The 18,789-nt window shown below is 38.7% G+C and carries 20 protein-coding genes; all 20 read right to left on the bottom strand.

Annotation, left to right across the window (positions count from 1 at the left end):
* Positions 1 to 112: 112 nt before the first annotated feature.
* The 20 genes from LX69_RS14750 to LX69_RS14655 all read right to left on the bottom strand — a co-directional run bounded on the left by LX69_RS14750 (position 113) and on the right by LX69_RS14655 (position 18,614).
* Positions 113 to 1,531, bottom strand: coding sequence for an RNA-binding domain-containing protein (locus tag LX69_RS14750; RefSeq protein ID WP_111446817.1), 1,419 nt, complete (start codon positions 1,529 to 1,531; stop codon positions 113 to 115).
* A 910-nt stretch (positions 1,532 to 2,441) separates the two neighbouring features.
* Positions 2,442 to 3,728, bottom strand: a complete 1,287-nt coding sequence (locus tag LX69_RS14745) for an O-antigen ligase family protein (protein WP_111446816.1) — start codon at positions 3,726 to 3,728, stop codon at positions 2,442 to 2,444.
* Positions 3,725 to 4,864 (bottom strand): glycosyltransferase family 4 protein, encoded by a 1,140-nt coding sequence (locus tag LX69_RS14740; RefSeq protein WP_245935036.1) that lies wholly within the window; start codon positions 4,862 to 4,864, stop codon positions 3,725 to 3,727. Before LX69_RS14740 ends, LX69_RS14745 begins: the two co-directional genes overlap by 4 nt.
* A gap of 41 nt (positions 4,865 to 4,905) precedes the next feature.
* Positions 4,906 to 5,772 carry a glycosyltransferase gene (locus tag LX69_RS14735; RefSeq protein WP_146260760.1) on the bottom strand — a complete coding sequence of 289 codons (867 nt, stop codon included), beginning with the start codon at positions 5,770 to 5,772 and terminating at the stop codon, positions 4,906 to 4,908.
* 59 nt (positions 5,773 to 5,831) lie between these two features.
* Positions 5,832 to 6,980: a non-hydrolyzing UDP-N-acetylglucosamine 2-epimerase gene (gene wecB, locus LX69_RS14730; protein WP_111446814.1), complete on the bottom strand. Its 1,149-nt coding sequence runs from the start codon at positions 6,978 to 6,980 to the stop codon at positions 5,832 to 5,834.
* Between the two features lie 15 nt (positions 6,981 to 6,995).
* Positions 6,996 to 8,132: a glycosyltransferase family protein gene (locus LX69_RS14725; RefSeq protein ID WP_111446813.1), complete on the bottom strand. Its 1,137-nt coding sequence runs from the start codon at positions 8,130 to 8,132 to the stop codon at positions 6,996 to 6,998.
* A gap of 5 nt (positions 8,133 to 8,137) precedes the next feature.
* Entirely contained in the window at positions 8,138 to 9,106 is a 969-nt protein-coding gene (locus LX69_RS14720; protein WP_111446812.1) for a glycosyltransferase family 2 protein, read from the bottom strand.
* Positions 9,069 to 9,740 carry a CatB-related O-acetyltransferase gene (locus tag LX69_RS18305; protein ID WP_146260759.1) on the bottom strand — a complete coding sequence of 224 codons (672 nt, stop codon included), beginning with the start codon at positions 9,738 to 9,740 and terminating at the stop codon, positions 9,069 to 9,071. The genes LX69_RS14720 and LX69_RS18305 overlap by 38 nt, the downstream gene beginning before the upstream one ends.
* Positions 9,724 to 10,926, bottom strand: a complete 1,203-nt coding sequence (locus LX69_RS14710) for a glycosyltransferase (RefSeq protein WP_111446810.1) — start codon at positions 10,924 to 10,926, stop codon at positions 9,724 to 9,726. The genes LX69_RS18305 and LX69_RS14710 overlap by 17 nt, the downstream gene beginning before the upstream one ends.
* The gene (locus LX69_RS14705) at positions 10,923 to 11,729 is read right to left on the bottom strand and encodes a glycosyltransferase (protein ID WP_111446809.1); all 807 of its coding nucleotides are present in this window, start codon (positions 11,727 to 11,729) and stop codon (positions 10,923 to 10,925) included. The genes LX69_RS14710 and LX69_RS14705 overlap by 4 nt, the downstream gene beginning before the upstream one ends.
* A 341-nt stretch (positions 11,730 to 12,070) precedes the next feature.
* Positions 12,071 to 13,849: an ABC transporter ATP-binding protein gene (locus LX69_RS14700; protein WP_111446808.1), complete on the bottom strand. Its 1,779-nt coding sequence runs from the start codon at positions 13,847 to 13,849 to the stop codon at positions 12,071 to 12,073.
* Positions 13,850 to 14,048: 199 nt separating this feature from the next.
* A complete protein-coding gene (locus LX69_RS14695; RefSeq protein WP_111446807.1) occupies positions 14,049 to 15,320 on the bottom strand; it encodes a nucleotide sugar dehydrogenase in 1,272 nt (423 codons plus the stop codon).
* Positions 15,238 to 15,573: a GxxExxY protein gene (locus LX69_RS18405; RefSeq protein WP_394336326.1), complete on the bottom strand. Its 336-nt coding sequence runs from the start codon at positions 15,571 to 15,573 to the stop codon at positions 15,238 to 15,240. Before LX69_RS18405 ends, LX69_RS14695 begins: the two co-directional genes overlap by 83 nt.
* 539 nt (positions 15,574 to 16,112) lie before the next feature.
* A complete protein-coding gene (locus LX69_RS14685; protein ID WP_111446805.1) occupies positions 16,113 to 16,361 on the bottom strand; it encodes a hypothetical protein in 249 nt (82 codons plus the stop codon).
* Between the two features lie 93 nt (positions 16,362 to 16,454).
* Positions 16,455 to 16,700 carry a DUF2442 domain-containing protein gene (locus LX69_RS14680; RefSeq protein ID WP_111446804.1) on the bottom strand — a complete coding sequence of 82 codons (246 nt, stop codon included), beginning with the start codon at positions 16,698 to 16,700 and terminating at the stop codon, positions 16,455 to 16,457.
* Positions 16,701 to 16,892: 192 nt separating this feature from the next.
* Complete coding sequence (locus LX69_RS18400; RefSeq protein ID WP_394336325.1) at positions 16,893 to 17,108, bottom strand: type II toxin-antitoxin system RelE/ParE family toxin; 216 nt, start codon at positions 17,106 to 17,108, stop codon at positions 16,893 to 16,895.
* A 46-nt stretch (positions 17,109 to 17,154) separates the two neighbouring features.
* Entirely contained in the window at positions 17,155 to 17,394 is a 240-nt protein-coding gene (locus LX69_RS14670) for a tRNA pseudouridine synthase A (RefSeq protein ID WP_185741721.1), read from the bottom strand.
* A gap of 470 nt (positions 17,395 to 17,864) precedes the next feature.
* Positions 17,865 to 18,113: a Rossmann-fold NAD(P)-binding domain-containing protein gene (locus tag LX69_RS14665; protein WP_221621373.1), complete on the bottom strand. Its 249-nt coding sequence runs from the start codon at positions 18,111 to 18,113 to the stop codon at positions 17,865 to 17,867.
* On the bottom strand, positions 18,073 to 18,381 hold the full coding sequence (locus LX69_RS18395; protein ID WP_111446801.1) for a type II toxin-antitoxin system RelE/ParE family toxin: 309 nt from the start codon (positions 18,379 to 18,381) through the stop codon (positions 18,073 to 18,075). The genes LX69_RS14665 and LX69_RS18395 overlap by 41 nt, the downstream gene beginning before the upstream one ends.
* Positions 18,372 to 18,614 carry a hypothetical protein gene (locus tag LX69_RS14655; protein WP_111446800.1) on the bottom strand — a complete coding sequence of 81 codons (243 nt, stop codon included), beginning with the start codon at positions 18,612 to 18,614 and terminating at the stop codon, positions 18,372 to 18,374. The genes LX69_RS18395 and LX69_RS14655 overlap by 10 nt, the downstream gene beginning before the upstream one ends.
* Between the last annotated feature and the right edge of the window lie 175 nt (positions 18,615 to 18,789).

Here is an 18,789-nt window from a genome sequence, read left to right as displayed (position 1 = left end):
TCTTACCGCCAAGACGCCAAGCCCACGCCAAGCTCGCCAAGAAAAAACCTTTGCGCCCTTTGCGTTCCTCCCTTCGCGCCCTCTGCGGTTAACTCTTCTTACCGCCAAGTCGCTATCCCTTTTTATTTATTTTCCACATTCCTGCTTTTCTCGATCCTTCTCGACTGAGGAGGCCTTCTTTTTTCATTTCTGCAAAATGATATTCAACGCCTTTCGGGCTCATGTTTAATAATTCTGCTATTTGGGGGATCGTGATGGTTGCTTTACTGTTGATAATGCTGATGATTCTATTTCTGGTATCGTCAGTTTCTTTATCCCCTAGTTTATCCCCTAGTTTATCCCCTAGTTTATCCCCTAGTTTATCCCCTAGATCTTTTGTTATCTGGTGAGGGCGATGAAGTGTGATGGTAAACATACCTTCTGTTTCATATTCAGGAATTAGCAATCCGCAATCTTGCATCAATGCATTCATGCGGATAATGCCTGAACCGACTTGCTCAACCAATCGCATTCTCGCAAACAGACCAAATATTAATGGATTTCGAGAGTAACTGCGTTTCCCAAAATCGGATCGGTTAATGGCTGCTGCTAAACCTCCCGGATTACTGATCACTATCCTGTCGTCATAGAGTTCTATCATGGTGCAGGCTCCCTTGTCTAAATAATCACGATGTGCTAAACAATTGATGATCGCTTCTTTAAATACCGTTTCCGGTATTTCCCATATCTCTTTTCTGGGGCCTGAGCCTTGTCCTTCGATGTCATAGCCAATGTTGATTTTTTCCTTGATCCATTGTATCGACTTGGTATATTGTGAATAAAGCAACCCTCCAAATATTTTGTCATCTACGATAAACCTTTTGTCTGTTCCTTTAAATGCCACGCACCGCACGACCGCCTTCTCGAATTGCTTTTCCGGATCTTTTCCAAAAAAAAGCACTGATCCATTTTTGAAATGACCCGATTCGGTGGTCAGCTTTAGATTCTTGAATATTTGTTCATCCGGTGTGTTCTCAAATAAATGAGCTGTCTCTTTAAACTGTTTGACAAATTCATTATCAAGATCTCTCTGGATATCGAATTGTCTACATTCCGTTTCGTCAAAATAGATCTTCCCCGTTTGATGAAAGAAATCTCTCATCTGCTCGGCTGTTGTCAGCTTTTGTGAATTGGGACCAATGCGAATGTACACTGCTCCCGATAGGACGTATGGCTTATTGTTGCCCGAAGGGACTTCTATCACGCAAATGGGGATGCCTTTGAAATCTATTGTGGTGATGCTACATGGCAGATGTGGCGTGATCTCATTGATTGAATTTTGGATCGCCGAGCGTTTGGCATTGTCTATGGTAACTCCCTTTAGTTCATTGTTGTCATTGATTCCGATGAGGATGACACCCCCCGAGGCGTTGGCAAAAGCACATACTTCTTCGCTCAATTCCCTTACTTTGGAAGGAACGCTCACCTTAAACTCCGCATTGTAGCCTTCTCCACTCGCCACAATTAATTCTATATCGGAAACTGTCAGCATTTTTTTGCTTATGTTTTATTCTCCTTTGGGTTGATTCATTGATAAAACCTCTGTTTGTAGCTGGTTTGTCTTTGATTATTTTTACCGCCAAGGTGTCGTTAAGCTCGCTAAGAAAAAACCTTTGCGCCTCTACGGTTAACTCTTCTTTACCGCCAAGACGCCAAGCCCACGCCAAGCTCGCCAAGAAAATACTTTGCGCCCTTCGCGTTCTTCCCTCAGCGCCCTCTGCGGTTAACTCTTCTTACCGCCAAGTCGCCAAGCCCACGCCAAGCTCGCCAAGAAAAACCCTTTGCGCCCTTCGCGTTCTTCCCTTTGCGCTTTTCGCGGTTAACTCTTCTCCGCGCCCTCTGCGGTTAAACTCTTACCGCCAAGACGCCAAGCCCACGCCATGTTCGCCAAGAAAAACCCTTTGCGCCCTTCGCGTTCTTCCCTTTGCGCTCTTCGCGGTTAACTCTTCTCCGCGCCCTCTGTGTTTAAGTTTTTTACCGCCAAAACGCCAAGCCCACGCCAAGTTCGCCAAGAAAAACCCTTTGCGCCCTTCGCGTTCTTCCCTTTGCGCTCTTCGCGGTTAACTCTTCTCCGCGCCCTCTGTGGTTAAGTTTTTTACCGCCAAGACGCCAAGCCCACGCCAAGCTCGCCAAGAAAAACCCTTTGCGCCCTTCGCGGTTAACTCTTTTCCGCGCCCTCTGTGGTTAAGTTTTTTACCGCCAAGACGCCAAACCCACGCCAAGCTCGCCAAGAAAAACCCTTTGCGCCCTTCGCGTTCCTCCCTTCGCGCCCTCTGCGGTTAACTTTTTACCGCCAAAACGCCAAACCCACGCCAAGTTCGCTAAGAAAAACCCTTTGCGCCCTTTGCGTTCTTCCCTTTGCGCCCTCCGCGGTTAAACTCTTCTCCCTTCTCCCTCTGCGGTTATCCTCTTCTCTCATAAAACCTCCCATTCCCCAGCAAACTCAACACTATCACCAACTGTATCGTAAACGGGTTCAACGAGGCCGCCAGCCACGATTCTACTGTGGTGGTGAGCAACAAACCAAACAACACCGCCCACACCAATGGAGAAAAAGCCGCTGCCCGCATGAAGTTGCGCAACCACCCCCAACAAAAAGCAATCAGTCCTAATAACCCGGTATCGAGCCAGATGGTGAGGTAGCTGTTGTGCACATTCCCCTGATGCCCCTTGTTCAAAAAGTAATCCTTAAACTTGTGCATCAAGTATTCGGTGTAACCAAACCCCTTGCCCATCCAATACTGCGTTTCAATGTGTTTCCAGGCAAACTCTCGTGCCACCAGGCGGCCAGAACCCGTTTCAAGGGTATCTAATCTGAAATAATCCTGAAGACCCATTGACGTAACAATCTCTACAAAGTTGGCCGTCACCAATTGGTACGAAGCAAACACCAACGTCATCACCACAAAGCCCAACGTGACATTGTGGCGGAAGAGGAACCATCCCGCCAAAAACAGGGCAGAGGAGAAGATGCCTCCCCTTGATCCGCACCAAATAAGCGACAGGGCGATTATTACGTACACCACTATTTTTTCACCTCGTTGAAACAGGGTGGGGTGGTAGGTGAAGATGAGCGTGGTAAGGCACAGAAACATAAACGAATAAATACCCAAACCATTGGGGTTGCCTAGTAACCCCGAGAAACGTTCGCCTTTAAAAATCACAAAGCCCGGATAGGCAAAATGCAATACGATGCCAATGACCAACACCAATGCACCCAACAAGATAAGGTGACGCAGCATGCTATCCCGATCTTGTTCCAAAAGGTTGGATACCAACCAAGGGATGACCAGCAACAGCAACGAATAACTGACCGTTTTTTGTAGCGAATCCATGGCTACCGGGCTGTCGAACCATGCCCATCCGGCTATGATGAAAAAGGGGATAAAAGGCGTTAAAAAACCATGTTGTTTGTGCGCATCATTGCCTGTAAAGTACAATACGCCTGCCAATGCCATCAGGATGGGCTTCACCGACTGGGCAAAACGAAACATACCCTGTCGGCTGTCGCTGAGCGTGAATATCAGCCACAAACCCAACAATACTATCAGCCATTCCCCTTTTTTGTGTAGCATAAGCAAGTGCAGGGGAACGACCACATACACCAACGGGCCGGTAAAGATGCCTACGGCAACCCAGAACAGCAATGTCCAATAAAGTTTTTTCTCTTTCAATAATTGCTGTATCATTGGGTGTTGTTGTTGACCATGTTGTCGATGATTTTGATGGTGTCATCAATGATATCGTCCCATAAGAATTTTGATTTCACTTTATCGATGGAGGCTTGTTGCATGCTTTGTAATTCGGTCTTGTCCATTTGTATCATTCTAACCATGGCATCCTTGAGTTGTTGTTTGTTGCCGGGAACTATCAATATGCCATTATCTCCCCCCACCTGATCTCGTACTGCCCCTACATCGCTGGCAATGATGGCACAACCACACGCCATGGCTTCGAGTATTACAGTTGGCATCCCTTCGCTCCATGAAGGACACAACAATACATCCGTTTCTCTTAATATGCTTTTAATCCCTGATTCCTCTCTTATGGAGCCATGATAAACTACATTTGAATCGTTGTGTAGTCGTTTCTCTTCTGGTATAGGACCAATAAAATGACACGTGAATGAATTCGGATGGGTTGTTGACAACTCTGTTAAAACGGAGGTCAGTTCTTCAATGCCTTTACGTCGCTCATAGCGACCAATAAATACGAACTGAACCACTGTGTTATTTTTTTTTGAAACTGTTGTGGTGATCCAACTATCCGATATCCCATTAGGAATATCAATGATTATAGAGGAAGGTGCTATACTTTGTTGTATAGGGGTTAACCGTCCTCCCAACGAAAAAATGACATCAGCCATTCGTAAGTTCTTCTTTACCCATGGCCGCAACAATAAATGCTCTAGTTTCACACGCAAGTTGGGCGCCTTTTGAAACATTTCCAGTCCGTGAAAATTAATCCCTACAGGAATATCATTTTTTTTCCTCTGCCTCATTGCGCCTTTGCGTTTATTTACCAGCAACCTCCATCCCGAGAACCCCTGCGCATAAACAAAATCAACAGCCTGTTGCTTAACAAACTGTTGATACACCTGTTTGGAGTATAGATAACTCTCCCAAATATAATGCCCCGGGAAATGGTGGTTGCGGGGGAAATGAATCGGAATAAAATGGAGGTATTTTAATTCATCATCCGAAAATACTGCCGTTTGGTTTTCTGTTAGCGTTCCATTAGGGATGGCATGATACACATCGACTTCAATTCCTTTACGTGCGAAGTATTTCGCCAGATAATAACTGTGTTTTTGCATTCCACCCATGATGATGGGGTAGATGCCGTCGGTAAGGAGGGCGAGACGCATCATATTATTCTATTAGATTCTAAACCAATCGGACTACCCCACAATTTTGACTTGAATTGTTCATAATCTGGAAATTCATTGTTATCAGAACTTAGTTCTTTACATAGGTTGAAGAATTTTTTTCTTCCTTGCTCAACTATTTCTAAAGTTTTCTCTCTGATTATGTCTGGATTAATGTTTCGTGAAATAATGTTATTAACTCCATTTAAAACAGCAAGAGGATTATCTTTAACAATTATTGAATAGTCAGGATGTAAATATAAATCTCTACCTCCGATGGAATTAGTTGAAACAACAGGTAAACCTGCATACAGATACTCCATTACAGCTAACATTGCACCTTCTTTTTTAGATAATGCTAATCCACATTTGCTTTCATTTAATTTTTTGTTTATTTCAGTAGCATCAATGCGTTCGTTATTGAAGTCAGCATGTTTAATTGCTGGTTCAAATTTATGTAGATCCCATTTGCCATTTTTATCTCTAATATCTGGCCAAAAATAAGTGACAATATAAAGACGCTTTATTAATTTTGCTAGATGAATACGTTTATATTGTTTTGCGGCAGCTATATAAATGGCATCATATTTTTTTTCTGCTGGTTTGATTCTGAATTGATGTTCACATACATTAATATTTTGATTTATAAAAAAAGATTTAAATCCCATTATTTTAGCAAATAGATGTTCTCTTTTACTGTTGTTCAGAAGAATCAATTCAATATTTCTTTGTTTTAAAAGTATTTTGTGTTTAAAAAAAAGAGGTAAACTGGTCCAACTGAAAAACCACATTGGATGTGTTAAGAGATATGCTTTAGTTTTGGTTTTATTTTCTAGTTTATGCCAATTCAATGATCCAATAGACAACCATATTTGTGGATTCTGTTGAACTTCATAAATGCAATTGACTTTCTTTCATATATTAGTTATATGTTGTTGATAATGTGTTGGAATATTAATTCGGATGCTTTCCCATTACCATAAGGATTTGTTGCTTTGGCCATTAATTCGTAATAATGCTGATCTTCGATTAAAGAAGTTGATTCTTTAATTATATTAGTTTTATCAGTCCCAACAAGTTTTACTGTTCCTGCACTTATTCCTTCTGGTCTTTCTGTCGTATTTCGCATTACTAATACTGGTTTTCCAAACCCAGGTGCTTCTTCTTGTATTCCACCACTGTCCGTAAGTACGAAATAAGATATATGCATTAAATAAATAAAATGTAGGTATTCAAGTGGAGCCGTCAAGTGTATATTCTGAATATTTCCTAGTAACTTATTGACCGGTTGTTGAACATTCGGGTTTAAATGTACTGGGTATATTATTTCAACATCATCGTGTTGACTTGCTATTTCTTTGAGTGCTTCGCATATATTTAAAAAGCCACTACCAAAATTTTCTCTTCGATGTCCAGTAACTAATATGATTTTCTTATCCTTTATTTTTTCAAAATTGGGTATCTCTTGTTTAAGTAGTTTGATAATATCGGTTTCAATTATGATATTATTTTTAATTCTATCTATCGCAAAATGTAGAGCATCTATTACTGTATTTCCCGTGATAAAAATGTTATTAATATTAACATTTTCCCTTTTGAGATTGTTTGCAGCCCATTCTGTAGGTGCAAAATGAAATGTCGATATTCGCCCAGTTATTTGCCTGTTCATTTCCTCTGGCCATGGAGAATAAATATCGTTTGTTCGTAAACCAGCTTCAATGTGTCCTACTGGAATTTGTTTGTAAAAAGCAGCAAGTGCTGTAGCTGTACTTGTACTAGTATCTCCATGTACCAAAACCAAATTTGGTTGGTACTCCTCTATGATGGGTTTAATACCTTTCAGAATTCCAATAGTGATATCAGTCAGATCTTGCCCGGGTTTCATTAAATCTAAATCAAAATCTGCTGTTAGATCAAATATTTTTAATACTTGATCTAACATTTCTCTATGTTGAGCTGTAATGCATACCTTAAAGTCTATTAAATCTTTGTTTTTTTCCATGACTTTTATTAGTGGAGCCATTTTTATTGCTTCAGGTCGGGTTCCAAAAACAATTAATACTTTTCTTTTCATTATTGGAGTATGTATTTAGCTTAATAGTACTTGATATTCTTTTTTAAAGTTTTCTTTTGTGAAATATTTTTTTGCTAATTCATTCATTCTTACCTTCTCTTCATAATTTGGTTTTAATAATTCGCCAGAACTGATGCTAAACGATTCATTAATAATTAAACCCGCATTCATTTTTTTTGTAAATTCACTGTAGTCTCCTACTTGATTGCTAATAATTACTTTCAATCCACATGCAAGATATTCTGCGTATTTTGTTGGTGCAGCTACCATATTTGTAATTGATGACTCTCTAATTAGTGTTCCATAATCACATAATTGCATATATTTTTGTACTTCATTATAGGCAACATGTATAACATTAACTCTTTGAGGATATTTATTATACAGTGATATTGAATTTGGTAGTGCATCTGTTAAAAAGAGAAATTTAAAACTTATATTTTCACTCAGTAGTACTTCAAAATAACTTGAAAGAAGGTCTAGTGATTGCCATCCGGCAGAAGAACCTGCATAGCAGAATATTATATCATTATCATTATATCCTAATTTTTTTCTTTGAATTATTAGTTCTTGTTCTGTTGGTAGTTTTGAAACAAAAATCTGATTTAGCTTACAAGGGATGACAACAAAATTTTGTGGTGTGAAATTTAATTGGTTTTTCCAGTATTCTACCATTTTTAAAGATACTGTTCTTATTTTATAAGCACCCATGAGTGCATTTTTCTCTAAGGAATATGCTTTACTTTTTAAGTAATTTGAACTTACAACATTATATTCATTCCACTCAGCTGCAGTTGCTCCTTCTGAATCATATATGTATGTGTTTATAAGTCCCAATTTTTTTAACCACTTAGCAAAATTACCTGCTATTGGACTTAATGCGATTACTTTTCTTGAACCAAAAAAAGGCCATAAAATAACAAGAGTTAATATATTTAGCCACCATAGTTGCTGTTTCGGTAATTGTGGTAGTATTATTGAATTTCTGTATAGATTTTTTCTCTCTTTTCTTGTTTTTATAAAATTTCGTATTGAAACAAATGCTATGATTTTAACATTAACATCGAATTCTTCTTTCCAATAATGACAGACGTCTGTTACGTAACTTGAATAGACTCCTGCGGATTGATTGCCATAGGTTAGATAAATCATTTTTATTAATGTTTAATTAATCTTTTTGTTTTGTTTATGATAAGATTAGAAAATTTAAAACCAATAATACGATGGATATAAATATATTTCTTAGATGTTGCCGAACTGATTATAGGATTGTATTTACCATTAAAAAAACCTTGATACATTTTAATAGATTCATTTGAGTCGTATAAATACATTTCTCTAACTACATCAAATAATGCTTGTTCAATCTCTTTAATTGAGCTGGACGAAATTGAACTTTTCTTTGTAAATTCTAGAATTTGATTTAATAATTTTGCCCTTCGAACAATGTTGTTTACAATATTTTCCGGCTTTCGAGTGATAGAATTTTCAACCTGGTTTATAATGGTTAATGCCTCGTTATCATATCTAACTCTGCAATTCTTCTTAAGAATCCTAAACATCAAGTCATATTCCTGGCTACTTTTTAGTTCTTCATTCCAACCGGAAACTTCAATTAGCCACTTTTTTGAAAATAAATTACAACAAGTATTTCCAAGATGAACTTTTGCAAGGTTTTCCCAAATATTGGCGTTTTTATTTGGAATAAATTTATTCTCAGAATACTTACTTTTATATATGCAAGCGCCCACAATAAACGAAAATGAATCATCAATTAATGAAACCTGGTGCTCAATTTTGCTCGGTAATAATAAATCGTCGGCATCCAAAAATTGAATCCATCCCCCTTTTGCCAATGTTAACCCTTTATTGCGGGCGGCAGACGCGCCGGGCTTAAATTCCCGGTCGATAACCAAAAACGGATATGTGGTCCTCAATTTCTCCAATTTCGCCAAGGTTTGATCGGAAGAGTTGTTGTCGATGCAAATGACTTCGATGTTTTTGAAGGTTTGGTTGAAGGCAGAGACCACGCATTCCACAATGTAATCGTCTACATTGTGGCATGGGATAATGATAGAGATAAGCATATTATATTTTTGAAATAAAGAGTTCTGGATTATTGGCATAGATAAGTGCTGATTTTAATATCTCATCACTCTTTTCCCACCAACGAGATAATTCAATTCTCTGAATCATGTCATCTGAGAATCTATATCGAATAATCTTAGCCGGAATGCCTGCAATTATCGCATAAGGAGGAACATCCTTGGTAACAACAGATCCTGCTCCAATAACCGCTCCACGGCCAATGGTTACACCATTCAAAACTATTACGTTAGCTGAAATCAAAACATCATCTTCTATGATAACGGTTTTAATATCCTTTTCATCGAATGTACTCTTTTGACACCAATTCCTATAGCTACTATAAAAAACTGGTGATGTACTAATATAATCCAAAGGGTGATTCCTCATCCCTATTTTTACATTGGAAGAAATTGAACAAAAAGCACCAATACAAGAACAAGAATCTATTTGAGTATTGTTTCCAATATAAGTATGCTTACCTATCTTGATGTTTGGATTTTTAATAATCACGTGTTCTTCTATAAAAAGTCCGGTTGTTTTTTTTAAAAGATTAGGATTGATCAAAGATCTTATTTTTCCACTACGGTAATTCTTCGGATAATTTATTTCAATAATCCATTCTATACGTAGCAGCTGAATTAAATGTCTGCAATACTTAATGATTGATCTCATTGAGTTGATTGGAAAAAAGCTGATAATTGGTGTTTGCATTGAATGTCCTTTGCCAATAAAGGTACACACTTTCACGAAAATTGATATTTCTGGCTTTTTGTTTCAGAAATGATTTTAATGAATTTGCAATTTCATCAATGATAGGATCTTTAACTAAAAGTATTCCAGTTTCCTTATTTGCAATTTCTGCCGTGCCTCCTACATTGGTCGCAATTACCGGAATACCATAACTAATTGCTTCCATTAATGTAACTGGTAATCCTTCGGATGAAGAAACGTTGATAAAACAATCAGGATGATGTTCTTGATAAAACCGATATATATCTTGGTTATCAACATGCCCTGTAAATTCCCATTCCACATTTTGGGGCAACAGCTCGATAGCCATTTTTTTAGTCTCTTCAAACAACTCGCCTCCCCCAAAGTGTACCCATTTAATAGGTATTTCATGAATAAGAGCCAATGATTTAACAATCAAATCGACACGTTTAATATCTACCATTCGTGAGCAACTTACAACTAAATATTGCGGATTGGTATTCACTTCAGCCTTAAATGGTAACCAATTCTCCACGCCCAAGTACGATAATTCATACTTATCCTTGTATTGCGGATAATGCATTTCCATATAATTCTTTCCATCTTGCGAAATAAGCACAAGTTTGGAAACATGATTCAATTGAAACAAACGGTAAGGGATGTATCCATTTATTCTTCTATCATGGTATAAATCAAATCCATGCGCTCTGGAAACATAGCCTTTAATGATCCCATTGGATACTAAAATCGAAAGGCAGGTGCTCCAATCGTCAAACCAATAGGTGTAATGGACTGCATGGGTCAAATGATTAGTAGTCAAATATCGATGTAATACTTTTGCAGAGTATGCAAAACGCAAAAGATTACTCCAAGCCATCTTTTGATTGTTTTGCTTTAAGGTATCGCTCAAACAGCTAAAAAACCATCTACCTAATGAAGCAACACCTTTGCTTGTGGAATAGTTTTTTGTATTCTCAAGTTGGATCACCTTTACATTATCGGGCAATGCTCTTTGGATGCCTGCTCCATTTGCAGCGAAAATCAATACTTCAGTATATGCTGCTGCTAGGTATTTGATTTCGGTTTCAATAAATTGCTCTCCAACACCATAAGGGTATTGGGCTGTGTAGAGGCAAAGTGTTTTCATTTCACAAGGTGAATTATTTTATTGATTATTCTTTTTGTTAAAAAGATAATTTTATTTTTACTTTGTTGAAATTTGAACCATATTGCGTTAATCGTATTTAATTTCAAATTAAAATTTGCAATCCATTTATTGGCATTTAATATCTTTCTGTTAATTAGTATTTTCCCTTCAATACTATTGCTTATGTTGTTGTTGTGCACAAACTGCACCCAATGATTACCATGGATTTGAAAATTGGCATTTAAAGAAGTATGATCATGCTCAATTATTGTGGTTATCTTATTTTCAATATTTTCTATTTTAGATACAAACGGGCCGTTGATATATTTGTATTTAGAAAATAAATGTTTTTGCAAATGGTAACAAATTCCACCATCAAAATTGATAAAACTATTGTGTATTGGGTTGTAGTTTTGCTGAATTAAATCGATGAAAAAAGGCGAAATAATGTCATCATTATCTAAACGTGAGGTAATGACAAATTTTGAGTTATTATCACATAAACTTAATACATCATTGCTAACTTGCTGCTTCATAACATCAAAGGTGCTAACTTTTATTAAGTAAGTATTTGATCTTATTTTTGATTTTAATTTTTGCAATGCCCAATTAGGTGTTTGGGTGTCTAAATATATAATCCAATTATAGTTAGTATTCGTTTGTTGATAGACACTTGGCAAGCAATATTGAAAAAAGAGATCCATTCGATTTTTTAACCATATATCATCAGGGCTTTTGCCATTTACCCATGGCACGTTGAAACGAGTTATTAATATGTGGCTAAATGTATTCTTTTCTTCCATTATTTAGTGAAATTAAAAACATATTGTAATATTATGTAGATATATTGCGATTATCACAAAAAATTACGAATTATAAGTTGTTTTCCGAATCCTTATTCAAGAGTAAACTATATATATTTCTTGCCATCCCTTGGATGTTGATTCATTAAAGAATATATCTCTTATTGTATTTTGAACATTATTTCGGCTCTCTTCATTGCGGAGAGGTGAATAGTTTAAGAAATGAATTATATTGAGCAAGTGCTTTAATGTGCTATTAATTCAATTCAGTGAAGAGTGAACCGATAAAACCATCGGTTCCGGTAATTTATACTTTCATTTTTTATGTACTGGTAATAGTATTATAAAAGATCGTTGTACTTCATTTCTCCTTGGATATTGCCTTTCTCTATTTTAACAATACGAGTACAGTATTTAAGGGTCGATTTACGATGGGCAATAATAATAAGAGTCAAATTACCATCGGCCAAAGAACGAATGGATTCTGTAATTTCTTCTTCCGTTTGTGTGTCAAGCGCCGAAGTTGCTTCATCAAAAAACAATACATCGGCTCCGGCGTAGAGTGCTCTGGAAATGCCTACTCGTTGACGTTGTCCCCCCGATAATTTGGTACCTCGTTCACCAATGTTGGTATTCGTTTTTTCAGGTAGTGATTGTACAAACTCCCACAAGCTGGCTTGTTGAAGTACTCGTTGCAGTTTATCTGTGTCAATTTCTTCGTTAGTCAATCCAAAAGCCACATTTTCTGCCACTGAGGCATCAATGATGTACACCTCCTGCTGCACGTAGCCTATGCGAACGCGCCACGATTGCAAGGTTGATGGTATCAGTTGTGTCCCGTCAATGGTAATATTGCCCTCTGTGGGTTGCCAAAATCCCAACAACAGGTTCATCAATGTGGTTTTACCTGAACCCGAAGTGCCAATGAATCCAATTGATTCGCCTTTGTTGATCGTTAGGTTGATATGGTTCAACACATTGTTTGAGGAGTCTGGGAAATGGAATGAGAGGTTGTTGATATGGATGGCCTGTTCAAATAATATCTTTTCAGAAATGGTTTGTTTTGGTGTAAATCCTTTTACTTCGTTAATCACATCAAAAGTGAATTGATACCCTTTGATGCTGATCAAAGCCAGCATAATGCGGTTCACGGATGGAAGAATCCGATAGGCTGCTAATGCAAATATTCCGAGCAAAGCAGTCAATCCTGCTCGGTCGGGTAGGAAATAAAGCCCGTAAATTGTAATGGCTAAAATGGTGATCACCATCCCTGTTTCTATCACCTTGGTGGGAGCCGCATTATAAACAGTACGCTTGATGTTGAGTTGCACCAGTTGACCAATGTAATCGGATATTCTTTTGCTGAAGCGTTTTTGTGTGTTGGTGATCTCCACATCGGCAAACCCATGTACGCTTTGAAAAATGCTTTGTGTGAGCTTCGGTGCGATAGAATTTGCTTCATTCTCTAATCTCAAAGATCGTCCTTTCACCCAATTGTAGAATATCAAGAAGATAGGTAAGATGGTTAGGGCTAACAAAAAGATGGCTTTTGCATCGTACAGCAATAATCCAGTGAGTATCAATAGCAAAATCATCAATTCAGTCAATAAATTAAACATGGGTAACACCATTTGGTTGGCAAATTGCGAGGGAATGGTATTGATGTTTCGTAAGATAATGTTAGAATTGATTTTCTTGAAAAACGGAAACCCTTTGCTGTAATAGAATTGGTGCAACCGTTTGGCAAAGTATTGATAAAGTGTAAGTGAGAATTTTGCTTGCGTCCGCACAATAAGAAGGGATGCCGTGTTTTTAACCGTAATAGAAAATACAATGATACCAGCCAAAGCCAGAATAAACTGATTGTCTGAAGTAAAACCGATTGTATTGTAGATGGGGCTGAGGAGGCGATGTGAATGTATCATCCCAGGTTGTAATATCACGGAAAAAAGCGGCAGAAAGGCTGCCAGACCCACCATTTCCAAAAGGGAGTTGAGGAACAACAATAGCATCATGCGTACCGATTTTTTGCGGTAGTCGTTGGGCAGCACATCTTTTATTTTGATGAGCGTACCGATAATCAGATTGTTCTTCAGTAAGAGCTTTGTTTTGTTGAGCATTTTATATGATTAACTATTGTGTTCGCTGTTTAAATCTTACAATTCAACTTATTTGTTTAAACCTGATTTGGTCAACATGCTTGTAAAGATAATCAGGGGTTTTGAGATTGTGTGGTGTATAAACGATTTAATGTATCTTTTAATGACTCGGTTTATTTCCTTTAAAACTACAATGACATGTATCGATTGTATTTCAATATTATAGTTTGCCATTCGCGATTCCTTCTCCAAAAAAACCTTTTACATCATAAATCAACACCCCCTGCTCGTTGAACTGCTCCATGTTTAGTTTCAAAAACGCATTGTGAGCTACCGTTAACACAATCACCTGGTACCCGTTGTTCGCTGGGGTTTGGTTCAGCGAGCGGATGCCGTATTCATGCATCACCTCCTCAGGCTTGGCCCAGGGGTCATACAAATCAACCTCTATGCCGTAATCCACCAACTCCTTGTAAATATCAATGGCTTTGGTGTTTCGTATGTCGGGGCAGTTCTCCTTAAAGGTGATACCCAACATGAGGGCTTTGGCGCCTTTCACCATTAGGCCTTGTTTGATCATCATCTTCACCACCTCTGAGGCCACATACTGCCCCATGCTGTCGTTGAGTCGGCGTCCTGCCAAAATAATCTCCGGATGATAGCCCACCTCTTGGGCTTTTTGTGCCAGATAATAGGGATCCACGCCAATGCAATGCCCCCCTACGAGACCGGGTTTAAAGGGTAGGAAGTTCCACTTGGTGGCAGCGGCTTCGAGCACCGCATGTGTGTCGATACCCATGCGGTTAAATATCTTTGCTAACTCATTCACAAAGGCGATGTTGATGTCGCGCTGCGAGTTCTCAATCACCTTGGCTGCTTCGGCCACCTTAATGGTAGGAGCCAGGTGCGTCCCGGCCGTGATCACCGAAGCATACAGGTCGTTGACAATCTTGCCAATCTCCGGTGTCGAACCTGAAGTCACCTTCTTGATCTTCTCAACGGTGTGTTCCTTGTCGCCGGGATTGATACGTTCAGGCGAATAACCCGCAAAAAAGTCCACGTTGAACTTTAAACCCGAAACCCGTTCCACTACCGGAATACAATCTTCCTCCGTCGCCCCCGGATAGACCGTTGACTCATAAATCACGATGTCTCCCTTCGTAATGACCTTGCCAACCGTTTCACTGGCTTTCACCAGCGGCGTCAAGTCGGGGCGGTTGTTGCGATCCACGGGGGTGGGCACGGTGATAATGTAAACGTTACAAGTTTTGATTTGTTCCATGTTGCAGGTGCAGGAGAAGCCGTTTTTGATGGCTTGTTGCAATAACTCGTTGCTCACCTCAAGGGTGTCGTCAATGCCGTTCATGAGGGCATTGACACGCTTTGTGTTGATGTCGAAACCTACAGTCTCATATTTGGTTGAGAAGAGGCGGGCGAGGGGCAAGCCGACGTAGCCGAGGCCGATAACGGCAATTTTTGGGGTGAATGTCATTGGTATTTATTTTGTTCACTAATTGCACGAATGACTCTAAGTGAGGGAAAGGATGCTTCGTGTTAATCGACGCAGTCGCTTTGCCAGGCAAAGAATTAGTGTAATTCGTGGATTCTAAAACGATCCGTTTATACTTGAGTGATTGTTCTCCTAAGTTAACCAACAAACCAAGTTTGTAGTCAGTTGCTTTCAAATAATTCTGAACTTGAGCATCGTGGACTGATTCTAATAAGTTGACGGCTCTGGATTTGATGATGTTTTTTGTCCACGAATTACACTTAATCGCTTTGCAATAGAAAAGTTATCGTCGTCATCGACGCTTTCTTTGCTATGCAAAGCGCCATAGGCGATAACCGCAGGAAAGTAATCGGCTTGCCGCTTTGCGAAGCAAAGAATTTTCTTCGCTGGCGCGGTTCTGTGAACCGTGTCCTTTAAAATTTATAAGCTAATTCAAAATCACGCGTTGCAAACGCGCGCCAGCGAAGGGGGATAATTAAGTCGTAGTCGGTCATTGGTTGTTTTATTTTGTCCGCGAATTTCGCGAATTATACTAATTTAAGAAAGAAAAGATTCGTGTCATTGGTGTCATTCGTGGATGATCTTTTTTTATTTTTATGCTATTCAAATTTCAAATTTTGAGGATTTTGTCTGGTGTCATATATCCTTAATATTTGAATATGGTGAGTGGTTACTTGGTAAAATAAAGCATTACTAAATGGGCAATTCTATCTTTTTAAATAGGCGAGTATTTCAGCAAAATCGTTTTCGGATGAAGGTGACCAAATGATTTGTCTACTCATTTGGGTACATCTTTTTATATTTATCCATTACCGTATCATTCAATATGTGTTGCCCATTTGCTAATTCATCCATGGCTTTATAAATACCATTTTTCTGAGTATTTGACAATGCCTCCCAGTCAGACTCGCATTGCAGACCGTTTATGTAATTCGCTAATAAACCATAAGCACCTTCCAACATGCTTTTATCCAGACCATCTACTTGTCTGAATATTTTTAATTTGAGTTCTGCTGAGTTCATTCCTTTTCAATTGGAGGATACAAATTTAATGATTTTGAGAGTCGTTAATGGATGATTTTCATCCTCGATGTAAACATGCTTAAGCGTGTGTTTTCAATTTCTGCCTTCCATGATCCCCTTGATTGATAGGTCTTCATCTAAATCAGGCCAATGCAATCCGGTACCATTACAAGTAATTTCGATTTTTGAAAGTTCAGATTCTGAAGCCTTCGCCAGACGTTTGTTCAATGAGGCAGGAAATCTGATCTCTTTGTGATCCGACAGCAATATGCAAATCATTCCTGAGTCATGCCAGACTTTGATAGCTGAAAACATTAAATCAGCGACCATGTACTTCATATCACTTGTTTTTAATCATTGTATCGTGTTCTAATATAGGCATTTCGGCTTGTTTGAGTTCATAAGTTTTTAGCCCTTCGCTGGCGCGGTTCTGTGAACCGTATCCTTTAAAATTTATAAGCTAATTCAAAGTCACGCGTTGCAAACGCGCGCCAGCGAAGGGTTATCTGTATGTCCGGTTTCACATGCGTTTTACGATGGAGAGTTCTGATACTTCACAAAACCGAAAACTTCGACCACATTTTCGTTGATTCTAAAAACAATTGTATAACCTTTAAAAATAAGATCCCGGATGTTATCATTATCGAAATAAACAGATTTTCGGAATTGGTATGGATTCTGAGCAATTGATTTTAAGTTTTTGATCAAATCATGTTTGAACTTTCGTGCTCTTCGAGGACTATCCATGGCAATAAACTCAACTTGGGATTCAAGCTTATGTATGAACGACTCTTTAATGACGATTTTCATGCGCCTTTATTTTATCCTCCAGTCTTTGTTCTAGCTCATCTATGGTATGATAAATAGTTTTTCCTTCGTTCATCTCCCTTAATTCGGCATGCAGGTAAGCCTGAGTTTCAGAATTAATGGATTTGTCGTCAATGATCTCTATCTCGTTTTTATTGAATTGATTTAATAACCATTTGAAATGATCGTACACTTTGTCGTCAATTCGGAGGTGAATGGTGTGCATATATTGAAGTTTTTGTTTGCATATTCGCTTTAGCGCTTTCTTTGCCAGGCAAAGCAACTGCGTCGATTACTTGGTAAACCAAGGTGCAAGCCGATTTCGTGGATCAGTTGTTTTTGTCCACGTAATCGCTTTAGCGCTTTGCGAAGCAACGAATTTAGCTTCGCTGATTTTCAATTCACTAATTTCTCTAATTTAAGAAAGAAAAAATTCGTGTCATTGGTGTCATTCGTGGATCATTCTTTTTTGTCCACTAATTCCACTAATTGAGAAAAGGATGCTTCGTGTCATTCGTGCGAATCGACTCTGTCACTTTGCGAAGCAAAAAATGCGCATCATTCATACTTACAATTTCATGTAAACCTTTTCAATCCACCAAGCGTTATCTGCTCGTCCCAACTTGTAAAGCTGGTTTTCAACCCAGTCGATCTTCCACACTCCTAAACTTTTCCACTCTTCCACTTCTCCACTCCTCACAGTTTACCATGCGCCACTCCCTCGGCAAAGAACCCCTTCACATCATACATCAACGCTCCGGCTTTCAGGTGCTGTTGCATGTCTAATTCAAGAAACTCCCTGTGCGACACCGCCAGCACAATCACCTGGGACCCGTTGTTTGTCGGGGTTTGGTTCAGCGAGCGGATGCCGTACTCATGCATCACCTCCTCAGGCTGAGCCTGGCTACAACTTTTTGATTTTATCAGGATTCTGTCGACAATCAAATATGGATGCGATGGTAATCAGATTTTCATTTTCCCAATATATGATTTTAAAGTTGCTTTCCACCAGATATCTAAATTCTTCGGGGTAATTGTTTAACAGCACTTCTTTGGGACCAGCAAAAGGATTGCTTTCCAATATGGAAACCCGCTCAAGTATTCCATTGACTATTTTTCTTGCAATAATTTTACTCGCAACAACAGAGTAGTAATCGAAGATTTCTTTGAGTTGTTTTTCAGATTGTTGAGACCACTCAATCCTTATTGCCATGTCTTCACCTTCTTTTTCATCTCTTGGTGCGATATTACATGACCCTCAACGCTATCTTGTTTTGCCTGATCAATCATTTGATGGAGTTCATTCATGGACATGGGGGTCAATTTTCTTTCATGAATGGCCTTCTTTTCCTGCCTGATCAATGATTCAAGTTTGGTAATCAGGCTTTCATCACTAATTCGGATGAATTCCTCTATCAGAACCAGTTTTCTCGCTTGGATGTTCATGTTTAAAAGTCTTTATACAAAGATAATCGTTTCAAAGTGGATAGGTATTGGTTTTTTGATGTTCATTTTGATCTACTAATGACATGTCATCGCTTTAGCGCTTTGCGAGAGCAATGAAATCCTCTAATTGAAGAGAAACAGCTTCGCTGTTCAATTGACTGTTCGCCAGTTCATA

Origin of the sequence: Breznakibacter xylanolyticus (genome assembly GCF_003254275.1) — a bacterium.
Taxonomy (GTDB): domain Bacteria; phylum Bacteroidota; class Bacteroidia; order Bacteroidales; family Marinilabiliaceae; genus Breznakibacter; species Breznakibacter xylanolyticus.
Note: the sequence above shows the minus strand (reverse complement) of the source record. Positions and strands in the feature narration are given on the sequence as shown.

Coding starts and splice junctions, on each gene's coding strand:
- LX69_RS14750 (WP_111446817.1), bottom strand. CDS start 1,531: ATGCTGACAGTTTCCGATATAGAATTAATTGTGGCGAGTGGAGAAGGC.
- LX69_RS14745 (WP_111446816.1), bottom strand. CDS start 3,728: ATGATACAGCAATTATTGAAAGAGAAAAAACTTTATTGGACATTGCTG.
- LX69_RS14740 (WP_245935036.1), bottom strand. CDS start 4,864: ATGGGTGGAATGCAAAAACACAGTTATTATCTGGCGAAATACTTCGCA.
- wecB (WP_111446814.1), bottom strand. CDS start 6,980: ATGAAAAGAAAAGTATTAATTGTTTTTGGAACCCGACCTGAAGCAATA.
- LX69_RS14725 (WP_111446813.1), bottom strand. CDS start 8,132: ATGATTTATCTAACCTATGGCAATCAATCCGCAGGAGTCTATTCAAGT.
- LX69_RS14720 (WP_111446812.1), bottom strand. CDS start 9,106: ATGCCAATAATCCAGAACTCTTTATTTCAAAAATATAATATGCTTATC.
- LX69_RS18305 (WP_146260759.1), bottom strand. CDS start 9,740: ATGAGATCAATCATTAAGTATTGCAGACATTTAATTCAGCTGCTACGT.
- LX69_RS14710 (WP_111446810.1), bottom strand. CDS start 10,926: ATGAAAACACTTTGCCTCTACACAGCCCAATACCCTTATGGTGTTGGA.
- LX69_RS14705 (WP_111446809.1), bottom strand. CDS start 11,729: ATGGAAGAAAAGAATACATTTAGCCACATATTAATAACTCGTTTCAAC.
- LX69_RS14700 (WP_111446808.1), bottom strand. CDS start 13,849: ATGCTCAACAAAACAAAGCTCTTACTGAAGAACAATCTGATTATCGGT.
- LX69_RS14695 (WP_111446807.1), bottom strand. CDS start 15,320: ATGACATTCACCCCAAAAATTGCCGTTATCGGCCTCGGCTACGTCGGC.
- LX69_RS14685 (WP_111446805.1), bottom strand. CDS start 16,361: ATGAACTCAGCAGAACTCAAATTAAAAATATTCAGACAAGTAGATGGT.
- LX69_RS14680 (WP_111446804.1), bottom strand. CDS start 16,700: ATGAAGTACATGGTCGCTGATTTAATGTTTTCAGCTATCAAAGTCTGG.
- LX69_RS18400 (WP_394336325.1), bottom strand. CDS start 17,108: ATGGATAGTCCTCGAAGAGCACGAAAGTTCAAACATGATTTGATCAAA.
- LX69_RS14670 (WP_185741721.1), bottom strand. CDS start 17,394: ATGCACACCATTCACCTCCGAATTGACGACAAAGTGTACGATCATTTC.
- LX69_RS18395 (WP_111446801.1), bottom strand. CDS start 18,381: ATGGCAATAAGGATTGAGTGGTCTCAACAATCTGAAAAACAACTCAAA.
- LX69_RS14655 (WP_111446800.1), bottom strand. CDS start 18,614: ATGAACATCCAAGCGAGAAAACTGGTTCTGATAGAGGAATTCATCCGA.